This window comes from Arcobacter rhizosphaerae (assembly GCF_049472155.1).
Classification (GTDB): domain Bacteria; phylum Campylobacterota; class Campylobacteria; order Campylobacterales; family Arcobacteraceae; genus Arcobacter_B.
The window spans coordinates 19,936-39,570 of sequence record NZ_JBMOVW010000002.1; the positions used below are offsets into that span (position 1 = coordinate 19,936).

The window sequence follows — 19,635 nt, forward strand, 5'->3', positions numbered from 1 at the left end:
ATAGCTATTAAAAGCTATATTTTAAATTTGCGTAGAAATATCTTCCTGGGTCATTTAATAATTCAGTATTTCCATTTCCTATATATTTAATATCATTATAAGTATTTGTTGATGTATAAGTTTTATCAAAAATATTATCAATTCCAAGTGTAAATCCAATATTTTTAGTAATCTTATTACTATATTTTGTATTTACTACAGTATATCCACCTAACTCTTGCTCTCCATTATCTGAATCAAAACTATCCCAACTATCAACAGCTATAATTTCAGTAGTAAATTTTGCATCACCTTTTTCATAGTTAATAGCAAAATTTCCTTTTAAAGGTGCAATTTCAGCTAAATCTTTATCAGCATAATCTCCATCTTTTTTCCCCTTTTGATATGCAATTCCATAGTCAAATGAGAATTCATCATTTAGATAGTAAAAACCACTTATATCTAAACCATATATTTTGGCATCTATATTTGTAAAAGTTCCAGTATTATAGATATAATCTTCAAGTTTTGAATAAAAAGCTTTTGTTCTAATATTAAAGCTTCCTATTGTTTTTTCAAAACCTAGATCAATTTCATAGTTTTTTGTTTGTTCTAAATCTTTGTTTCCACTACCTGAATAATATAATTCCCTTGAATCAGGAACTCTTGAAGCCTTCCCTACTCCTGCAAAATATTTTGTATTTTCATCTGCTGTATATGTAGTAAATATATTTGCATTTAAAGAAGTATATTTTTTATCATTGTCTATTGAAATATTATCAATATCTGTATAGTCATATCTTGAACCAAACTCTAAATCAAATTTACCATAAGTTTTTTCAACTTTTACAAAAAAAGCTTTATTTGTAGTATCAGTTGAAGCTAAACTAACTGTATCCATAGATAAATCACTTTTAAATTTTCTACCTTTCCAGTTTCTTTGACTTGCATCTAAACCAAAAGTATATAAAGTATTAGAAAACATCATATTGTTTTTAAGTTTAAGTCCCTTAATTGAGCTTTTCATGTGATTTGTAATATTTTTCATCATCATAGCATTATTTCTTTCTCTTACACTCATAGGATGATCAACATTTGAGTAATAATAATCAAAATTTAGCTCTTTTGAATATTTTCCTAAATCTCTTTTTGTATACTCTAAAGTATAAATATTTGAGTCATCATAATCTGCATCCATTGGTGTATTCGGATATAAAACATTATCACTTCTGTTTGCATTATAAGATAGTTTTATCTCACTACTATCATCTATATTAAAAATAAGTTTTGTTAAAATTGTCTTTTTTTCATAAGCTTCTAAATCACTTTTTGAGTATTGATTAGACATTGGCACACCATGAGCTTTTTGCTGTTCTAAAAAGTCATTTCCATTTCCATCTTCATATTGATCACTCTTTTCTGTTGAGGCTGATACTAATACTTTAAACTTATCATTTCCTCCACTTACACTAGCACTTAGTTTTTGATATCCAAAACTTCCTAAACCTGCATTGATTTCACCTTTAAATTCTTTTGTTGGTTGTTTTGTATTTACTTTTACCTTTCCACTTAAAGTACCAAAATTTTCCACATCATAAGGGCCTTCAATTACTTCTACACTTTCTATATTGTTTGATAATACATGAGAAGTTGGTGGGTCCATTCTATTTGGACATGCACCATATATTTTCGCATTATCAATTAAAATATTAATATTATCTTTTTTTTGACCTCTTAAAATGATATCATTTGCTATACCACTTCTTCTAACAATTGAAATTGAAGGAACATTTTTCATCAGCGATTCAGCTAAGTCAGCACTTTTAATTTGATTATTACTTACATCTTTTACTATTTTAGTATTTACTTTTTCTTGAACTTCAATTTTTTCAAGTTTTATAATATCATTTGCACTTAAAATGCTCGCAGCGCATAAAAGTGAAATTGTAGTAATCTTTTTCATATTTTTCCTTGATAAATATTTTCGAAAATTATCCTATATAGGTGTTAATTTAATATTAATTATTAGTTAAATAAATGTTAAGTTTGGTGAAACTTTGTTATAATCCAAAGAAAAAAGGATAGGTATTGAGTAAAATTACACTTGATGTTGATAAGCAAAATGTCGAAACACTTTTAGTAATACTGAAAAATCTAAAAAGTGGTCTAATAAAAAATATTAGTATAGACGAAAAAAATATTTTAAATAAAATACAAGAAAAAAAAGCTATAAAACAACAAGCAGTTTTAGAAGATGAGTTTATACAAAAACCTACAAATTCAAAATATTTATCAAGAGATGCTTTTAAAAATAAGCTTCATTCAAAAAAAGGATAAAAATGCAAATTTTAATATTTTCATTACTTATTATTGCATTAATAATTTATGTAGTTTATAAGATAAAAAAAACATTTACAAAAAAAGAATTAATTAGTTTTACAAGTATAGTTATTTTACTTATAACAGGTGCAGTGTATTTAAATCACTTAGAAGAAAATAAACTCCCAAATGCCTTTAAAGCAAACTACTTAGATGAAAAAGGTATAAAAATAGAAAAACTTTCTATTAATCAAACTAGTTTAGAAGTTTTAAGTAGTAGTAAACAAATTTATGATTTTATTTATATAATAAACAAAAATGGAAAAGATTTAGTTTGTGAAGCAAAAAATGTTGAAGCTCAATTAATTGAAGATGAATATGTCTTTAAAAATTTCAAAGAAGAATGTAGATTAAAATAGGTAGATAAGACTATCTACCTATTTTAAAGTTATTGTGGTTTAAAAGATGACTTTGTCTTACATACATGAGGGAAAAGACAGTTATCACAGTCTGGCTTTACTGCTTTACAAATATATCTTCCAAATAGAACCATAGCTTGATGGAAAATATGTAAATCATCCCCTTTTAATCTTTTTACTAAATCAGCTTCTGTTTGATCAACATTTTTAGCATCAGATAGACCTAATCTATGAGAAACTCTAAATACATGAGTATCAACAGCCATAAGGTTAGCTCCTTCAAACTCAATCATAAATACATTTGCAGTTTTATTTCCAACACCTGCAAGTTTCATAAGTTCCCTTTGATTATGTGGAATTTCTCCATCAAAATCCTCTAGTACACTTTGAGCCATTTTGATAATATTTTTCGATTTATTATTAAAAAATGAACATGACTTTAATAACTCTTTTACATCCTCTAAATTTGCTACGGCAAGCTCTTTTACACTTGGATACTTTTCAAAAAGTGCTGGTGTTATAATATTTACTCTTTTATCAGTACATTGAGCTGATAAAATAATAGCTATCAATAACTCGTAATCATTTCTGTAATTTAACTCTGTAACTGCATCTGAGTATTTCTCAACAAATGCTTCTTTTATAATCTCTATATCTTTTTTTGTTGCTTTTTTCATATTTTCCTTCTATAAATCAACATTTATTCTAAAATAGTTTTGTTTCTTATTTTTGGGAGCTTTAACTCTTTCTATTAAATCAAAATCAATTAGAAGTTTTAAATCTCTTTGAATCGTTCTTTGTGCTACTTTGAGTTTTTCTGACAATTCTTTTGTTGTGATAATAAATGTATTATCTTTATTTGACAAAATCTTTATTATCTTCTGTTGTCTTGGTGTTAAATCAATATTATTTGTTTTTGCTAAATTCTTAACAATATCTTCTCTTAAATGGGTATTAATTCTATGTTTTAAAATTCTTAATCCCTCAATCATTACCTCAGTTAAATAATAAAAAAAATAAGTCATATCAAATGAATTTTTATCTAACATGTTACTTCTTTCAACATCAATAAATGCTTGATAATAATCTTTTGCTTTTCTTCTATTTATTATTTCAGATAGAGAGATATAATAAAACATATCATAACCATAATACTTAAGTAAATATGTAAATAGAATTCTTACAGTTCTTCCATTTCCATCATCAAAAGGATGAATATATGCAAAAAGAAAATGAAATGCAATAGATTTGTATATTTTTTCAATAGGTCTTGAAAATTCATCATCTTTTAAAAACTCAAGTAATTCCTCTATCATTAGATTCATTTTTTTTATATCAGCAATTGGTTGAAATATTACTTTCCCACTTTGATTAATTATTTCATTTGGTTCAGTTCGATATTCTCCAATATTATAATCATCATCTAATGTATTTTCAACAGTTGTTTTATGAACTTTGAAAATTAATTCATTTGTGATTTCATCTTTGATATCTTCAAGTTCAATTAAAGCTTTAAAATTATTAAAAACCATAAACTCACTTTTATCTTTTGGTTCTGATTTCCCTTTTGCTAAAGTTTTTGCTCTTTTAATTGTACTGTGAGCACCTTCAATTGTTGAAGAATAATATCCTTCTTCAACTAGTGTTTCTTTTAAAAGTTCAAGGGAAAATTTACTCTGAAAATTATACTCAAGACTTTTCCAAAATTCTTTAATAATATCAATATTTTTTCTAAGTTTAAATGTGTCTGTAATAAAAAAGTTCTTTTCTTCAAAATTAAATATAGGCAATTTATTTCTTTGCCTATATTTATTTACTGATTCTAATATAGAGTCAAAATCACATCCCGTTTCAGTAATAATTTTCTTTCTATGTTCAATTTGAAAAACTGTATAATAATTATCAATAGTCAAATATTTTAACCATTGTTTTTCATTTGTAGGATAATCTTTTTTCATTTTAATCTCTATTTATTGTTTAGCTAATTATATCTATATCTTCTTAACCTTATCAATTTCATCTCTTAATCTAATAGCTTCTTCAAAGTTTAAATCTTTTGCAGCTTTTTTCATTTGTTTATTTAGCTCAATTAAGATTTTCTTTCTCTCAGCTGCTGGCATTTTTTCCATTTTTTCTTTTTTCCATGCCAAGTCATCGTACTCTTCAAGTTTTAAATTTTCATCTAATCTTCTTTTAGTTGATTTTGGAGTGATACCATGTTTTTTATTATGTGCTTCTTGAAGTTCTCTTCTTCTAGCTGTTTCATCAATTGCATATTGCATAGAATCTGTAATTTTTTTAGCAAATAATATTACTCTACCGTTTTGATTTCTTGCAGCTCTTCCTATTGTTTGAATAAGAGAGGTTCTACTTCTTAAGAAACCTTCTTTATCTGCATCTAAAATAGCTACTAAAGAAGTTTCAGGAATATCAAGCCCTTCTCTAAGTAAGTTAATACCAATTAACACATCAAATTCACCTAGTCTTAACTCTCTAATAATCTGATTTCTCTCAATTGCATCAATCTCAGAGTGCATATATTTTACTTTGATTCCTAAGTCAGAATAATAAGAGGCTAACTCTTCTGCCATTTTTTTAGTTAAAACTGTAATAAGAACTCTTTCATCTTTTTCAATTACTCTTTTAACCTCATCGTAAAGTTTTTCAACTTGATGTTCACTATCCATAATCTCAATTTTTGGATCAAGAAGTCCTGTAGGTCTAATAATCTGTTCTGCTACTACAGCACTTTTTTCTATTTCTAACTCATTTGGAGTTGCTGATACAAAAAGATATGAAGCTTTTCTATTAATAAACTCATCAAATTTTAAAGGTCTATTATCAAGTGCACTTGGAAGTCTAAATCCATATTCAACTAATACTTCTTTTCTACTTCTATCTGCTGCATGCATTCCTCTAAACTGTGGAAGTGATACATGTGACTCATCAACTATAAGTAAAAATTCTTCGTGCATAGATTCAAAATAGTTCATAAGTGAGTATGGTGTTTCTCCTGGCTTTTGACCTGTAAGATGTCTTGCATAGTTTTCAATTCCCTTACACATACCAGTACCTTCAATCATCTCTAAATCAAACTCAACTCTTTGTTTTAATCTTTGATATTCAACTAATTTATCATTTGCTTTTAGGTTAGTTAGTCTTTCATCTAACTCTTCTTCTATTTGTTTAACTGCTGTTGCTAATTTATCATTTGATACAACAAATGGATTTACAGAATAAATTATTGCTTCATTTAACTCTTTTGTTTTATTATTTGTTAAATATTCATGTTTTGTAATTGATTCTACTTCATCACCAAAAAACTCAACTCTAATAAACTCATCTTCAAAGTAAGCAGGGAAAATATCAATAACATCTCCATTTACTCTAAAATCCGCTCTATCAAAAAACTTATCATTTCTTTTATAACCCATTTCCACAAGTTTTAGTAGAAACTCTCGTTGAGAATATTCAAAACCTACTTCAATTCTTTGAACCATAGATTTATACTCTTCTGGATTACCAAGACCATAGTTTGCTGATACAGACGCGATTACAATAACATCATCAAAAGATAAAAGTGAAGCTGTTGCACTAAGTCTTAGTCTTTCTAACTCTGCATTAATCGAACTGTCTTTCTCAATAAATAAATCAGTTCTAGGAATATATGCTTCTGGTTGATAATAATCATAGTAAGAGATAAAATATTCAACATGATTGTTTGGGAAAAACTGCTTAAATTCAGAGTATAACTGTGCTGCTAAAGTTTTATTATGAGTCATAATAAGAGTTGGTTTTTGAGTCTTCTCAATTACCTTTGCCATAGTATAAGTTTTACCACTACCTGTTACACCTAATAGTGTGTTATATTGGTTTCCATCTTGGATACTTTTACTTAAGGCCTCTATTGCTTTTGGTTGATCTCCTGCTGGAGAGTATTCTGATTGAACTTTAAATTTTGCCATAGGCGATTATATCGAATTGAAGCTTTTTTAACTATTTTAATAAACTCTTTTTATTTAAGATAAGAAAAAAAAGTATAGATACTTCCCTACCTGAAAGAAGCATATCTTTACAAAGTTCGTCTTTAGTTCTTTTTATATTTACTTCACATACATATTTTTCAAGTATTTCATCTACTTGCCTCAAAAACTCTTCTTTATTCATTCGATACAAAAAAGGATGAAAGTTGTTTTTTGAAACTTCAACATTTAAATTGTAATTTGTTTTTAACAATTGCAGAAGTATAGATACTTGCCAAGAGTGCCACTCAATTTTATTTAAACTATGTTCTGATCTATTTGCATAATCAATAGCTTTAAAAATATCAAATATTTTTGTTGAAGCTTTAAGTAAAGTTGCACTACTAAAACTCTCTATTTTAGAAGGGATTGGCAACTCTGATATTTTTATTTTTTCTTTTTGTTTTTTTTCTACATTAATTATTTCTTCTTTTTTTACTGTATTTGTTTTCCTAGAGAAAATCAAATATAAAACAATAATAATTAAAAGTAAAATGAAACATAAAAAAACAAAAAATATTAATTTCATAAAGTTACTCCATTAAACTCTTCTTTTGAAAAAACTGTATACATATTATCACAACACAAAGAAGGTATATTTACATAAAATTTATTATCTAACTTATAAGTTTTACCCTGATGATAATGTCCTTCAATAACTATATTAGCATTATAATTGTCTACTCTTTTCTTCACCAAAGTTTTAAAATCATTAATTTTATGGCATATATTTTTTTCAAGAAGTGCTTCATCTATTTTTTTTGATATAAAATTATTAAAATCAATTAAGTTTAAAAATTTCAATAAAAAAGTATTTCTTATTATTTTACAATATAAATCATACTGCCAATTTATAAAGTTATCACCATGAGATAAAGCAACACTTTGTTCTTTATAATTTATTATCAAAGGTTGTTCTTCTCTTTTTACAACTAAAATATTTGGAAAAAGTTTTGAAAGATTATAGTCATGATTCCCTTCTAAATATACTATTTGTATTTTATTTGATAGTTTATTTAAAATATCAATCAATTCTTGATTTTGTCTAATGAAATATTTACTTTCACCTGAAATAAAATCAAAATTATCACCCATTAAAAAAAGTTGTTTTGTTTGTATTTCTTGTTTTTCTAGTTTTTTTAAAAATAAAAGAAATTGAGTATTTTTTTTATTATAATGAGAATCAGCTACAAAAATAGCTGATTCTTCTAATTGTATATTATGGTACATAAGCGATTTTTGGAATACCCTCACCTTCTTCAAAGCCACACATAATATTTGCATTTACTACAGCTTGAGATGAAGCACCTCTAAGTAAATTATCTATTGAAGAGTTTATAAATAAAGCTCTTTTATTACTCTCTACAAAAATATCACAAAAGTTTGTTCCTGCTGTAGATTTTAAATCAACAGGATTATTTCTTACTCTTACAAATTCACTATTTTTATATGCTTGATTTAAAATCTCTTTTACATCAACTTCTTCTTTTAGTGTTGCGTAAACAGAAACTAACATACCTCTTGTTACAGGGATTAAATGAGGTACAAAGTTAATTTGAAAATCTTTTCCTTTTACTTTTTTAACTTTTTCTTCAATTTCTGGCATGTGTCTATGCTTAAAAGGATTGTAAGCATGATGATTTTCATTTAAATTAGCAAAATGTGCGATTTCACTAAGTTTCTTACCAGCCCCACTTACTCCTGATTTTGCATCAATAAAAATAGGAGTTCCCTCTTCTATATAATCCACAAAAGGTAAAAGTGCTAAAAGAGATGCAGTTGGATAACATCCAGGATTAGCTACTAAGTTTGAATCTTTTAATTCTTTTGCATAATATTCTGGTAAGCCATATACTGAATCTTTTATATGTTCTTTATCCTCATGAGGACAATAATGTTTTTCATAAGTTTCTAAGTCAAGTCTATAATCAGCTGATAAATCTACAACTTTTACACCTAGGTCTAATAACTCTTTTGCAAAAAACATTGATGTTTTATGAGGTAATGCCAAAAATGCTAAATCAGCTACTCTTGATACTTCTTTTGCATTAGCTTTACTTACTTCAATATCAATTACATCTTTTAAACAAGGATGTAATTCTTGAATATTTTCTTCACCTGTAGAATTTGCTATATATGTTATATTAAATTTTGGATGGTTTATTAAAATTTTTACTAATTCTAAACCTGTATAACCACTAGCTCCAATAACTGCTACATTCATTATAAATTAAACTCCTTATAATATACATCTAATATTTCAAAAGTTCTTGTAGCCCCTGGTAAAGTAGCAACAACTTCATCACCCTCTTCTTTTCCTAAAAGTTGTTTTGCTAAAGGCGAATTAAAAGAAATTAAACCTTTTTCTGCACTTGACTCAACTCCACCTACAATTGCATAAGTAAACTCTTCATCTGTATCAACATCAACTAACTTAACAGTTGAACCAAAACTTACCTTATCATGAGGAAGTGTTGAAGGATCAATAATCACTGCTTTAGAAATTACTGCACCTAATTCTGCAATTTGAGCATCTATTAATGCTAATTTATCTTTTGCTGCATGGTATTCTGCATTCTCTTTTAAATCCCCTAATTGTCTAGCTTCATCTAGTTCAATTACAGTATGAGGTCTTTCTTTAGATTTTAAGAAATCTAATTCCCCAGTAATTTTTTCATATCCTGCATTTGTCATAGGTTCTTTTTCCATCAACATCTCCATAAATTAATTTATGATATAATAGCAAAAAATTTTAAAAGAGTAGATTATATGCAGTATGATAGAACCATAAAACTTTTTGGTCAAGACAAATTTGACAAATTTAAAGATGTAAAACTAATCTTATTAGGTGTTGGTGGAGTAGGTAGTTTTGCTTTAGATGCCTTATATAATACAGGAATAAAAAATATTACAATTGTTGATTTTGATACTTATGAAGAATCAAATATGAATAGACAGATGGGTAGTCATGGAAATATTGGAAGAGTTAAAGTGGAAGCTTTAAAAGAAAAATATCCAGAAGTTACAGCAATTCATGCAAAAATAACACCTGAATGGATTGACAACTTTGATTTTTCATCGTATGATTACATATTAGATGCAATCGATGATGTAACTCCAAAAGTTCATCTAATCAAACGATATTATACAAAAGTAATTACAACAAGTGGTAGTGCAAAAAGACTTGATCCAAGTAAAATTGAATATAAATCAATTTGGGATACATTTAATGATCCATTTATAAAAAAAATTAGAACACAGTTGAAAAAAGAAGGCTTTAAAAGAAAGTTTAAAGTAATTTTTTCATCAGAAAACCCAAATTGTATTGAAAAGGGAAGTTTTGAAGCAGTTACGGGTTCATTTGGTCTAATGATGGCTTCTGTAGCAGTTCAAAAGATACTTAGAAAAATGAAAAAATAACTTAAAGTTACTTAAAGAATAAAAGATATATAATAAAGTAGTATAACAAAAAAAGGATTCTCATGAGTGGTATTAGTGGTAGTGTTGAACAAATGACTCAAGGTCATTTAAGAAATGTTCAACAATTAGCTGTTTTTTACACTGGTCATAATAATATTTATGCAATAAACATAGCAAAAGTAAAAGCCTTCATTATTAAAGATGAAGTTACTATTAATGATACACCAAAAGAAAGTGATGTAATAGCAGGTATTGCAACAATTAGAGGAGAACCTGTAACATTAATCAATCTTGATGTATGGTTAGGATTAAAACCTTTAGATATGAGTGAATATAAACTTATTATTTATTGTGAGTTTAATCATAAAAAAATTGGTTTCTTAGTAAAAGATATGCTTGACATTGTAGAAAAGACTACAGATCAACTAAGACACTCAGAAGAAACTAATGCAAGAATAACATATACAACTTATGTAAAAGTTGATGACAAAGATGAACTTTGTACAGTCTTTAATGCAGAACAATTATTAAGAGATGTAGGTTGGACTGATGATGGTGAAGATGATGTTAAAAAATATGTAGAAGATAAGCTTGATAGTCAAAAACTTATCTTAGCAGCTGAGGATTCAGGTGTTGCTAGAGAAGTTTTAAATAAATTCTTTAAAAGAACTGGTGTTAGATTTGAAGTTTATACTGATGGGACTCAACTTCTTAAAAGAATAGAAGAGTTAACTCCTGATAAAATTGGTATGGTAATTACTGATATTGAAATGCCAGGAACTGATGGATATCAAGTTGCTTCATTTATAAAAAATAATAGTAAATATGAGCATATTCCTGTTATTGTAAATTCATCAATGACAACAGATGCTGTAAAAGGTAAAATGAGTAGAATTGGTGTTGATGGTTTCGTTGGTAAAACTGATATCCAATCTCTATATGAAATGACTAAAAAATTCTTATAAGAAAAGATGAGTTTTTAACTCATCTTTTACTAAATTTAAATTAGCTTCTATTTAGAAGCTAACCACTTTTTAAACTCATCAATTTGATATTTTGTTTGATGTGTTGATGTTCCACCTAATGATGTTCTTGCATTCATTGAGTTTCTTAAATCAAGAAACATAATTATTTCTTCATCTATATTTTTTAACTCTTCATTTGCTTGTCTAATTTCATCAATAGTTAATTCACTAATATCTTTATTTAAAGAATTAGCTTTTGCCACAACATCTTTTGTAATATAATAAGCTGTTCTAAATGGCATATTTTGTTTTTGTACTAAATAATCAGCTAAATCAGTTGCACTTAAGTGCCCTACTTTACAAGCATTTTCCATTTTATCCACATTTACTATCATAGTTTTAATAACTTCTGTTAAAATCTTTAGTGAGATTTCTATAGTCTTAACAGAATCAAATACACCCTCTTTATCTTCTTGTGTGTCTTTGTTATAAGCTAAAGGTAAACCTTTCATTACTGTAAGAAGTGATATTAAGTTTCCATATACTCTACCTGTTTTACCTCTTAATAACTCAGGTACATCTGGATTTTTCTTTTGAGGCATAATAGATGAAGTAGTAGCATACTCATCAGACATTCTTACAAATTGGAACTCATAAGAAGACCAAGTAATTAGCTCTTCTGAAATTCTTGAAATATGCATCATTGAAGTTGAAATATTAAATAAAATCTCTAAAGCAAAATCTCTATCTGATACAGTATCCATAGCATGAGTAGTTGGCGCAGTAAATCCAAGTTTTGTACTAGTTGAATTTCTATCTATATTATGTGGCGTTCCAGCTAATGCTGCACTTCCAAGAGGAGAATAGTTATTTCTTTCATAAGAACTTTCAAATCTTTGTAAATCTCTTTTAAACATATTTGCATAAGCTAATAAATGATAAGCAAAGTTAAGAGGTTGAGCATGTTGTAAGTGAGTCATACCAGGAATTAAAGTTTCAGTATGTTTTGAAGCAACATCTACAAAAACTTCAACTAAAGTTTTTAACTGTTCTTTAATACTTAATGATTTTTCTTGTACATAAAGTCTAAAATCAGTTGCTACTTGGTCATTTCTACTTCTTGCAGTATGAAGTTTCTTCCCAGGTTCACCAATAATTTCAGTAAGTCTTGATTCAACTGCCATGTGAATATCTTCAGTAGCTAATGTAAATTCAAACTTTCCTGATTCTATTTCTTCTTTTACTTGAAGCAAACCATTTTCAATAGCTTCTTGCTCTTCTTTTGTAAGAACCCCTTGCTCAAAAAGCATTTGTGAATGAGCAATACTTCCTCTTATATCTTGTGAATATAGTTCTTTATCGAACATAATAGATGCATTAAACTCATCTAAAATTTGTGCATTTGTGTTTTTTAATATTTGATTATTTTGATTTGACATTTATATCCCTATATTATAATAAGCTTGTTTTGGCGTATTATAACATAAGTGATATTATGAGTTTTTATTTTCTATATCTTTAATTGCTTCTTTTACAATATTTAATATTTTTCTTTGTGCTTCATCTTCATCATTTTCAGGAACATCCCATCCAACAATAGACATATATTTTGAAACAAGTGATTGTACATCATCAACTATTGTATCATGTAATTGTTCTAATTCTTTATCTTGTGCTGTCATTATATACTCCTTATTTATTTAAATATATTATAACATTATAAGGTTAAGTAAATAAAAAAAGGCCTATGTAAAAACATAGACCTTTTAAATAGTTGTTTGTATTTATATAAAATTAAATTGGTAAAACTCTTAAGTTTTCATCAATTTTTTGTTGTAATACAGATTCAATTGCATATAATGTTCCAGTACTTCCAGAAGCACATCCAGAACAAGCACCTAAGTATCTGATATATAAATCATAATGAGGTAAATTTTCTTTAATATCAATAATTTCCATATTTCCACCATCCATAGCAAGCATAGGTCTAATCTCTTCATCTAATAATGAATCAATTGCTTTAATTCTTTGAACTAAAGTCATTTTATCAAATGATAAAGAACCAGATGCACTTGCATCAGCAGCAGATTTTAATTTTTCTTCTTCCATCGCAGCTCTAGTGTCTTTTAAGATATCAACTAAATATACATCTTTTTCTTCATGCCCACCAGGCTTAATACATGATTTACAGAAAGCTCCTGCTTTTGTATAATCAGTGATTTCTTCAACAGTTTTTAAATCATTTAATCTAATAACTTCTTTGATTGTAGCTAAAGTAACTCTAGCACATTCACATACAATTTCCTCTTCCTCAAAAGATTCCATATCAACACCTTTGTACTCTCCAGCAGCTTTTTTGATAACATCATAAGCCATTACAGAACAGTGCATTTTTTGAGGTGGAACAGCAGGTGTATCTGGATTATCTCTTAGTGCATGCTCAACATCAATATTAGTAATTTTTACAGCTTCATCTACAGTCTTTCCAACACATAATTCAGCCATAACATCAGAAGATGCAATTGCAGTACCACAACCAAAAGATTTAAATTTAGATTCTAAAATTTTATCATTTGATTCATCAACTGCCCAATATAATCTTACTGCGTCACCACATGATTCAGCACCAAAATCAGCAATAATTAATTTTGCACCTAATTCTTTTGCTCTCTCTTCTGTAATCTCACCTTGATGTTGTGGATTATTCATTCTATTTACTACTTCATTTGAGTACTCGTCCCAAATTGAACCGCTAATTAAATCATTTTTAGCCATTTATTATCCTTTTTAAATTCTTTTTTATATTTGTTTGTATCTATTATAAACCTGAGTTATGAGATTCTGGTGCATAAGCATAAGAACTAGATAATCCTCTTAATCTCTCAACTGCATTTTTAATAACATTTATTGCATAATCTATTTGCTCTTCTGTATTAAATCTACTTAAAGATAATCTAACACCTGTATGAGCTAATTCACTATCACTACCAAAAGCATTCATAACTGGGTTTGCTTCTAAGTCTTCACTTGCACAAGCACTTCCTGTAGAGGCACCAACACCATTTTGATTTAAATCCCATAACATTGATTCACCCTCAACACCTCTGATTGAAATAAGTGTTGTATTTGGAGTTCTATTATCTTTTCCACCAATTACAATAGTTTCAGGAATTTCTAAAATTGCATCTTCTAATTTATCTCTTAATTTTCTTACATGATTTTCTTCATAAGCTAAAGCCATTGGATTAGTTGCTAAATGCATAGCAAGTCCCATACCTACCATTGATGCAACATCAACAGTACCAGCTCTATAACCACCCATTTGTTCTCCTCCATGTAATAAAGGAGTTAAAGCATAACCTTTTTTAACATATAAACCACCAACACCTTTTGGTCCATGGAATTTATGTGCAGAAAAAGTTAAATAATCAACATTTGCATCTTGAACATCAACTTTCACTTTTCCTATTGCTTGAGTTGCATCTGTATGGAAAGGAACACCTGCTTCTTTACATATTTCACCAATCTCTTTTATAGGGAAAATTTTACCTGTTTCATTATTTGCCCACATAATAGAAACTAATGCAGTATCATCTTTAATATAATCTTTTACAGAATTTGCTTCTAATATACCTTGTTCATTTACAGGTAAATAAGTAACAGCTACGCCTTGAGACTCTAAAAATTTACATGTAGCAGTAACTGCTGGGTGTTCTACTTCTGAAGTAATTATATGTTTTTTATCACCATTTAAAATTTTATCTACCCAGATACCTTTAATAACAGTATTTATACTTTCAGTTGCATTTGACATAATAACAATATCATCTTCATCTGCTGCATTAATACCTTCATATAAATAATTTAATGCTTCAACCATCTTAGGATGAGTTCCCGCTCCAAATCTATGTAATGAGTTTGGATTCCCATACTTTTCACAAAAAAATGGTTTCATTTCTTCAAAAACTTTTGGGTCAACCATTGTTGTTGCATTATTGTCTAAATAAACTTCCATCATATTTAATTTTCCTATTCTTTATGATAACAATTATCATTGTTAATTATAATTATTTTTTATATTTGTAATTAATTTTTTGTATTCTAATCTAAATCGGATAAAATTTGTCTTAATTAAAAGATTATGAGAAATTTTATTCCATTTTGTAACAAAAAACTGTAATAAATACTATATTATTAGTTTCTTTTCTAAAAAAATCGCGTATATTATATTGTAATCTTAATAAATTCTACAACTACAAATAAAGAAATGTTAAGTAAAGAGTAGAGATAATTAAAAAAAAATTATCCAAGGAAAAATATGAAAAATAAATTATTACTAATAATTACGCTATTTGTTGCTGTGTTATTTACAGCTTGTGATGATAAAAATCAAAATGAAATGACTAATGAGAATAAAAAAGAAGTATTAAAAGTTGGTATGGAACTAGCATATCCACCTTTTGAAATGAGTGATATTGATGGAAACCCAAAAGGTGTATCTGTAGATTTTGCTAAAAAATTAGGTGAATACTTAGGAAAAGAAGTAGTTATTGAAAATACAGCATGGGCTGGATTAATCCCATCACTTAAAACAGGTAAAATTGATTTAATTATTTCTTCAATGACTATCACAGATGAAAGAAAAAAATCAATTGACTTTTCAATTCCTTATGCACAATCATCTTTAGCTATTTTAGCAAATAAAGAATCAGGGGTAAGTTCAATTGATGAACTAAATATTGAAGGTAAAAAAATAGCTGTAAAAAAAGGTTCAACAGGTCATGTTTATGCTTCTAAAAATCTTAAAAATGCAGAGATTTTAGTTTTTGATAAAGAAAATGCTTGTGTACTTGAAGTAGTACAAGGAAAAGCTGATGGTTTTTTATATGATCAGTTAACTATTTATAAAAATCATGTACAACATAAAGATACAACTGTAGCATTATTAAAACCTTTCCAAAAAAACTTTGAATACTGGGGTGTTGCTTTAAGACAAAATGATCCTTTAAAAGAAAAAGTTAATGAGTTTATTAAAAAAGCAAAAGAAGATGGTACTTTTGATAAATTTGCAAACAAACACTTAAAAGAAGCAAAAGCTACTTTTGATGAACTTAATATTCCATTTTTCTTTTAGGACTGTCCTATCAAATTAAAAGACTTATTTATTAATGAATTAAGTTATAAAAAAGATAAACCACTTTCAAAATTGGTTTATCTTTTTAACTTAACTTTTTTAGCATTATTGATTATCACACCTGTTTATTTGATGTTTTCAAATATCTCTTATGATTTTAATTGGCCTCATGTATATGAATACAAGCAAAAATTTATAAATGGTTTTATAATGACAATTATAATTTCATTTTTTGCATTACTATTAAGTTTTGTGATTGGATTATTTTTTGCTTATGCTCAAAACTCAAAAATAATTATTTTAAGATTTTTCGCAAGGTTTTATATTGAAATTATTAGAGGTACTCCTCTTTTAGTTCAGATACTAATTTTCTTTTATGTATTTGCTAATAATTTAGGTTTTGAAAATAGGTATATTGTAGGAACATTTATACTTGCTATTTTTTCAGGTGCTTATGTATGTGAAATAATTAGAGCTGCCTTACAATCTATTGAAAAAGAACAATTTGAAACAAGCCTAAGTTTAGGAATGACAAACTATCAAATGTATAGATATATAATTTTCCCACAAGCTTTTAAAAGAATGCTTCCTGCACTAACAGGACAATTTGCTTCTATCATAAAAGATTCATCATTATTATCAATAATAGCAATATCTGAATTTACTATGAATGCTCAAGAAGTTGATGCTATAACCTATTCTACTTTAGAAAGTTACATACCTTTGGCAATTGGTTATCTAATTTTAACTTATCCTATTTCTTTTTATACTAAAACTTTAGAAAATAAAATCAAATAGTTTAAATCTTAACAACAATCTCTAGTTTTATTTTTATTTAATATATTTTTCGGTTATAATAAACACTAGTAGATTGTTAATCTCTAAAAAATAATTTTAAAGAAAAGGATTAGATATGGCAACAGCACAAGAAGTTACAAAACTAAAAGAAGAAATAAATGACTTAAAGTCAGACTTAAAAAGTTTAACTGAAACAATGAAAGAAATAGCTAGTTCAAATATTGATAGAGAAAAATCAAAACTACTAGATGAATTATCAATAGAAGAATTAACTAAAAAAGTTGAGAGCTTAAAAACTAAAGGACTTGAAGAAGTTGATGAAGTTGAAAAAAGAATTAAAAAAGATCCACTAAAAAGTGTTGCTATTACATTTGGAGTTGGATTTATAGCTGCTTGGTTACTTAAGAGATAATGTCAAAAGTAACAATTTCAGAATTTATAATATCTGTAGTAGAGCTAATTGAAGCACAAGTTGAGGAAATAAAATTATCTTTTAGTGAAACACTAAAAGGTTTAATCTTATTTTTTTTAGCTGTTTTAATATTTTTCACTACAATAATCTTCTTATTATTAGGAATTAAAGCAAGTATAGCAATTTATTGGGGTGAAATACCTGCTTATTTTTTAACAGCTTTAATTACGATGATAATAGGTTTAATCATATTGAAAGTTTCAGCATGGAAAATCAAAAACAAAAGATAGAAAAATTAGAAAATTTAATTTTATTATTAGAAGGTCAAGAAAAAAAGTTAAGAAGAAAACCCTCTCTTAAGAGTGCAAAAATGCGTCTTAGACTAAATGATCCAGGTTTTGATATTTCAAATACAATGATCTATTTAAATACTGGTTCAAAAAAAGAGATGTTAATTTCTTTTTTAAGTGATAATTATCTAACTCCCTTTTTAATAAAATTGATTAGTTCACGATGAAACTTTAAGTTATTATAAATTCAATTTTAACTACAAAATAAATAGTAAAAAAGTATCAAATATTTTAAATAGGACTTTATTTGTCCTATTTAAGTTCACTTTAATTATTTTACTGTTATATTCTAATTAAGACAAATTTTGTCCTATATAAAAATCTTAAAAATTGGAGTCTGTTATGAGTCAAAATCAACAGATACATGATGTTATTAATAGTGATTATAAACTAGGATTTGAAACTTTAGTAGAAAGTGATACATTTCCTAAGGGCTTAAATGAAAATGTTATTAAAGCCATTTCAGCAAAAAAAGATGAGCCCCAATGGCTTTTAGATTTTAGATTAAAAGCCTATGAAAAGTGGAAAAATATGGAAGAGCCTAATTGGGCAAATTTAAAATATCCTACAATAGATTATCAAGACATTGCATATTATTCTGCACCCAAAAAACCTTTAGGTTCACTAGATGAAGTTGATCCTGAAATTTTAAAAACTTATGAGAAACTAGGTATTCCCCTAGAAGAGCAAAAGCAACTTGCAGGTGTTGCAGTTGATGCTGTATTTGATTCAGTATCAGTTAAAACAACTTATCAAGAAGAGTTAGAAAAATTAGGAATCATTTTCTGTTCAATCTCAGAAGCTGCAAATAAATATCCAGAACTTTTAGAAAAATACTTAGCTTCTGTTGTTCCAGTTGGTGATAACTATTTTGCCTGTTTAAACTCTGCTGTATTTACAGATGGAAGTTTTGTTTATATTCCACCAAATACAAGATGTCCTATGGAATTATCAACATACTTTAGAATAAATGCCTTAGATACAGGACAATTTGAGAGAACTTTAATCATCTGTGATGAAGGAAGTTATGTATCATATAATGAAGGATGTTCAGCTCCTACAAGAGATGAAAGACAACTTCATGCTGCAGTTGTTGAATTAGTTACTTTAGATAATGCACAAATAAAATATTCGACTATTCAAAACTGGTACCCAGGTGATGAGCAAGGTAAAGGTGGTATTTTAAATTTTGTAACAAAAAGAGGTTTATGTAAAGGTGAAAACTCAAAAATCTCTTGGACACAAGTTGAAACAGGTTCAAGTTTAACATGGAAATACCCTTCATGTGTTTTAAAAGGTGATAATAGTGTTGGTGAGTTTTACTCAGTAGCTATTTCATCAAAAGCCCAACAAGCTGACACTGGTACAAAGATGATACATTTAGGTAAAAACACTAAATCAACTATTATCTCAAAAGGTATCTCAGCAATGCAAGGAATAAATGCCTATAGAGGACTAGTTAGAGTTGGTAAAAATGCCCACAATGCAAGAAATATTTCAGAGTGTGATTCACTTCTTATTGGAAATGCCTGTAATGCACATACATATCCATATCATGAAGTTAAAAACATGACTGCAAAAATTGAGCATGAAGCAACAACTTCAAAAATTTCAGATGAGCAACTATTCTACATAGAACAAAGAGGAATTAATCCTGAAAATGCAGTATCTATGATAGTTAATGGTTTCTGTAAAGAAGTCTTAAAAGAGCTACCTATGGAGTTTGCAGCTGAAGCAAAAGAGCTGTTAAATATATCACTTGAGGGAAGTGTTGGATAATATATCCAAGACCTAAGAATAAAAGAAAAAACATTTTT

22 protein-coding genes are annotated in these 19,635 nt (G+C 27.4%); 10 read left to right on the forward strand and 12 right to left on the reverse strand.

Features of this window, described 5'->3' with window-relative positions; all coding sequences use genetic code 11:
- Positions 1-7: 7 nt before the first annotated feature.
- Positions 8-1,942, reverse strand: a complete 1,935-nt coding sequence (locus tag ACH5BH_RS03155) for a TonB-dependent receptor plug domain-containing protein (protein WP_423297423.1) — start codon at positions 1,940-1,942, stop codon at positions 8-10.
- A 125-nt stretch (positions 1,943-2,067) separates the two neighbouring features.
- On the opposite strand from ACH5BH_RS03155, the gene ACH5BH_RS03160 reads away from it, so the two are divergent.
- Both ACH5BH_RS03160 and ACH5BH_RS03165 read left to right on the forward strand, forming a co-directional pair.
- On the forward strand, positions 2,068-2,316 hold the full coding sequence (locus tag ACH5BH_RS03160) for a hypothetical protein (RefSeq protein WP_423297424.1): 249 nt from the start codon (positions 2,068-2,070) through the stop codon (positions 2,314-2,316).
- A 2-nt stretch (positions 2,317-2,318) separates the two neighbouring features.
- Positions 2,319-2,717, forward strand: coding sequence for a hypothetical protein (locus ACH5BH_RS03165; protein ID WP_423297425.1), 399 nt, complete (start codon positions 2,319-2,321; stop codon positions 2,715-2,717).
- Positions 2,718-2,746: 29 nt separating this feature from the next.
- Here ACH5BH_RS03165 and nth read toward each other — a convergent pair whose 3' ends face one another.
- Genes nth through greA form a run of 7 tightly spaced genes read right to left on the reverse strand, consistent with a single transcriptional unit; the run spans position 2,747 to position 9,448 of the window.
- Positions 2,747-3,394, reverse strand: a complete 648-nt coding sequence (gene nth, locus ACH5BH_RS03170; protein ID WP_423297426.1) for an endonuclease III — start codon at positions 3,392-3,394, stop codon at positions 2,747-2,749.
- A 9-nt stretch (positions 3,395-3,403) separates the two neighbouring features.
- Complete coding sequence (locus tag ACH5BH_RS03175) at positions 3,404-4,675, reverse strand: Fic family protein (RefSeq protein WP_423297427.1); 1,272 nt, start codon at positions 4,673-4,675, stop codon at positions 3,404-3,406.
- 33 nt (positions 4,676-4,708) lie between these two features.
- The gene (uvrB, locus tag ACH5BH_RS03180; protein ID WP_423297428.1) at positions 4,709-6,682 is read right to left on the reverse strand and encodes an excinuclease ABC subunit UvrB; all 1,974 of its coding nucleotides are present in this window, start codon (positions 6,680-6,682) and stop codon (positions 4,709-4,711) included.
- 31 nt (positions 6,683-6,713) lie between these two features.
- Positions 6,714-7,268: a hypothetical protein gene (locus ACH5BH_RS03185; RefSeq protein WP_423297429.1), complete on the reverse strand. Its 555-nt coding sequence runs from the start codon at positions 7,266-7,268 to the stop codon at positions 6,714-6,716.
- Positions 7,265-7,969 carry a UDP-2,3-diacylglucosamine diphosphatase gene (locus tag ACH5BH_RS03190; protein ID WP_423297430.1) on the reverse strand — a complete coding sequence of 235 codons (705 nt, stop codon included), beginning with the start codon at positions 7,967-7,969 and terminating at the stop codon, positions 7,265-7,267. Before ACH5BH_RS03190 ends, ACH5BH_RS03185 begins: the two co-directional genes overlap by 4 nt.
- Positions 7,959-8,963 (reverse strand): N-acetyl-gamma-glutamyl-phosphate reductase, encoded by a 1,005-nt coding sequence (gene argC, locus ACH5BH_RS03195; RefSeq protein ID WP_423297431.1) that lies wholly within the window; start codon positions 8,961-8,963, stop codon positions 7,959-7,961. Before argC ends, ACH5BH_RS03190 begins: the two co-directional genes overlap by 11 nt.
- The gene (gene greA / locus ACH5BH_RS03200; protein ID WP_404306305.1) at positions 8,963-9,448 is read right to left on the reverse strand and encodes a transcription elongation factor GreA; all 486 of its coding nucleotides are present in this window, start codon (positions 9,446-9,448) and stop codon (positions 8,963-8,965) included. Before greA ends, argC begins: the two co-directional genes overlap by 1 nt.
- Positions 9,449-9,508: 60 nt before the next feature.
- On the opposite strand from greA, the gene ACH5BH_RS03205 reads away from it, so the two are divergent.
- Together ACH5BH_RS03205 and ACH5BH_RS03210 are read left to right on the forward strand one after the other, a co-directional pair.
- Positions 9,509-10,159 carry a tRNA threonylcarbamoyladenosine dehydratase gene (locus ACH5BH_RS03205; protein WP_404306306.1) on the forward strand — a complete coding sequence of 217 codons (651 nt, stop codon included), beginning with the start codon at positions 9,509-9,511 and terminating at the stop codon, positions 10,157-10,159.
- A 62-nt stretch (positions 10,160-10,221) separates the two neighbouring features.
- Positions 10,222-11,124, forward strand: coding sequence for a chemotaxis protein CheV (locus ACH5BH_RS03210; RefSeq protein ID WP_404306308.1), 903 nt, complete (start codon positions 10,222-10,224; stop codon positions 11,122-11,124).
- A gap of 47 nt (positions 11,125-11,171) precedes the next feature.
- Here ACH5BH_RS03210 and argH read toward each other — a convergent pair whose 3' ends face one another.
- From argH to ACH5BH_RS03230, 4 genes are all read right to left on the reverse strand, one after another.
- A complete protein-coding gene (argH, locus tag ACH5BH_RS03215; RefSeq protein ID WP_423297432.1) occupies positions 11,172-12,563 on the reverse strand; it encodes an argininosuccinate lyase in 1,392 nt (463 codons plus the stop codon).
- A gap of 54 nt (positions 12,564-12,617) precedes the next feature.
- On the reverse strand, positions 12,618-12,806 hold the full coding sequence (locus tag ACH5BH_RS03220) for a hypothetical protein (protein ID WP_404306311.1): 189 nt from the start codon (positions 12,804-12,806) through the stop codon (positions 12,618-12,620).
- Between the two features lie 112 nt (positions 12,807-12,918).
- Positions 12,919-13,899 (reverse strand): iron-sulfur cluster assembly scaffold protein, encoded by a 981-nt coding sequence (locus ACH5BH_RS03225; protein WP_404306313.1) that lies wholly within the window; start codon positions 13,897-13,899, stop codon positions 12,919-12,921.
- 43 nt (positions 13,900-13,942) lie between these two features.
- Positions 13,943-15,139: a NifS family cysteine desulfurase gene (locus tag ACH5BH_RS03230; protein WP_404306314.1), complete on the reverse strand. Its 1,197-nt coding sequence runs from the start codon at positions 15,137-15,139 to the stop codon at positions 13,943-13,945.
- A 303-nt stretch (positions 15,140-15,442) separates the two neighbouring features.
- On the opposite strand from ACH5BH_RS03230, the gene ACH5BH_RS03235 reads away from it, so the two are divergent.
- The 6 genes from ACH5BH_RS03235 to sufB all read left to right on the forward strand — a co-directional run bounded on the left by ACH5BH_RS03235 (position 15,443) and on the right by sufB (position 19,597).
- On the forward strand, positions 15,443-16,258 hold the full coding sequence (locus ACH5BH_RS03235) for a transporter substrate-binding domain-containing protein (RefSeq protein WP_404306316.1): 816 nt from the start codon (positions 15,443-15,445) through the stop codon (positions 16,256-16,258).
- Between the two features lie 132 nt (positions 16,259-16,390).
- Positions 16,391-17,056, forward strand: a complete 666-nt coding sequence (locus tag ACH5BH_RS03240; RefSeq protein ID WP_404306577.1) for an amino acid ABC transporter permease — start codon at positions 16,391-16,393, stop codon at positions 17,054-17,056.
- 115 nt (positions 17,057-17,171) lie between these two features.
- Positions 17,172-17,468 carry an ElaB/YgaM/YqjD family protein gene (locus ACH5BH_RS03245; protein ID WP_404306317.1) on the forward strand — a complete coding sequence of 99 codons (297 nt, stop codon included), beginning with the start codon at positions 17,172-17,174 and terminating at the stop codon, positions 17,466-17,468.
- Positions 17,468-17,758: a hypothetical protein gene (locus ACH5BH_RS03250; protein WP_404306319.1), complete on the forward strand. Its 291-nt coding sequence runs from the start codon at positions 17,468-17,470 to the stop codon at positions 17,756-17,758. The genes ACH5BH_RS03245 and ACH5BH_RS03250 overlap by 1 nt, the downstream gene beginning before the upstream one ends.
- On the forward strand, positions 17,734-17,985 hold the full coding sequence (locus ACH5BH_RS03255) for a hypothetical protein (protein WP_423297433.1): 252 nt from the start codon (positions 17,734-17,736) through the stop codon (positions 17,983-17,985). The genes ACH5BH_RS03250 and ACH5BH_RS03255 overlap by 25 nt, the downstream gene beginning before the upstream one ends.
- A gap of 175 nt (positions 17,986-18,160) precedes the next feature.
- Positions 18,161-19,597 (forward strand): Fe-S cluster assembly protein SufB, encoded by a 1,437-nt coding sequence (sufB, locus tag ACH5BH_RS03260; protein WP_423297434.1) that lies wholly within the window; start codon positions 18,161-18,163, stop codon positions 19,595-19,597.
- Positions 19,598-19,635: the final 38 nt, after the last annotated feature.

Bases quoted from the DNA above. Each gene is read 5' to 3' on its own strand.
- ACH5BH_RS03155 (WP_423297423.1), bottom strand. From the start codon at position 1,942: ATGAAAAAGATTACTACAATTTCACTTTTATGCGCTGCGAGCATTTTA.
- ACH5BH_RS03165 (WP_423297425.1), top strand. From the start codon at position 2,319: ATGCAAATTTTAATATTTTCATTACTTATTATTGCATTAATAATTTAT.
- nth (WP_423297426.1), bottom strand. From the start codon at position 3,394: ATGAAAAAAGCAACAAAAAAAGATATAGAGATTATAAAAGAAGCATTT.
- ACH5BH_RS03175 (WP_423297427.1), bottom strand. From the start codon at position 4,675: ATGAAAAAAGATTATCCTACAAATGAAAAACAATGGTTAAAATATTTG.
- uvrB (WP_423297428.1), bottom strand. From the start codon at position 6,682: ATGGCAAAATTTAAAGTTCAATCAGAATACTCTCCAGCAGGAGATCAA.
- ACH5BH_RS03185 (WP_423297429.1), bottom strand. From the start codon at position 7,268: ATGAAATTAATATTTTTTGTTTTTTTATGTTTCATTTTACTTTTAATT.
- ACH5BH_RS03190 (WP_423297430.1), bottom strand. From the start codon at position 7,969: ATGTACCATAATATACAATTAGAAGAATCAGCTATTTTTGTAGCTGAT.
- argC (WP_423297431.1), bottom strand. From the start codon at position 8,963: ATGAATGTAGCAGTTATTGGAGCTAGTGGTTATACAGGTTTAGAATTA.
- greA (WP_404306305.1), bottom strand. From the start codon at position 9,448: ATGGAAAAAGAACCTATGACAAATGCAGGATATGAAAAAATTACTGGG.
- ACH5BH_RS03205 (WP_404306306.1), top strand. From the start codon at position 9,509: ATGCAGTATGATAGAACCATAAAACTTTTTGGTCAAGACAAATTTGAC.
- ACH5BH_RS03210 (WP_404306308.1), top strand. From the start codon at position 10,222: ATGAGTGGTATTAGTGGTAGTGTTGAACAAATGACTCAAGGTCATTTA.
- argH (WP_423297432.1), bottom strand. From the start codon at position 12,563: ATGTCAAATCAAAATAATCAAATATTAAAAAACACAAATGCACAAATT.
- ACH5BH_RS03220 (WP_404306311.1), bottom strand. From the start codon at position 12,806: ATGACAGCACAAGATAAAGAATTAGAACAATTACATGATACAATAGTT.
- ACH5BH_RS03225 (WP_404306313.1), bottom strand. From the start codon at position 13,899: ATGGCTAAAAATGATTTAATTAGCGGTTCAATTTGGGACGAGTACTCA.
- ACH5BH_RS03230 (WP_404306314.1), bottom strand. From the start codon at position 15,139: ATGGAAGTTTATTTAGACAATAATGCAACAACAATGGTTGACCCAAAA.
- ACH5BH_RS03235 (WP_404306316.1), top strand. From the start codon at position 15,443: ATGAAAAATAAATTATTACTAATAATTACGCTATTTGTTGCTGTGTTA.
- ACH5BH_RS03240 (WP_404306577.1), top strand. From the start codon at position 16,391: ATGTTTTCAAATATCTCTTATGATTTTAATTGGCCTCATGTATATGAA.
- ACH5BH_RS03245 (WP_404306317.1), top strand. From the start codon at position 17,172: ATGGCAACAGCACAAGAAGTTACAAAACTAAAAGAAGAAATAAATGAC.
- ACH5BH_RS03250 (WP_404306319.1), top strand. From the start codon at position 17,468: ATGTCAAAAGTAACAATTTCAGAATTTATAATATCTGTAGTAGAGCTA.
- ACH5BH_RS03255 (WP_423297433.1), top strand. From the start codon at position 17,734: ATGGAAAATCAAAAACAAAAGATAGAAAAATTAGAAAATTTAATTTTA.
- sufB (WP_423297434.1), top strand. From the start codon at position 18,161: ATGAGTCAAAATCAACAGATACATGATGTTATTAATAGTGATTATAAA.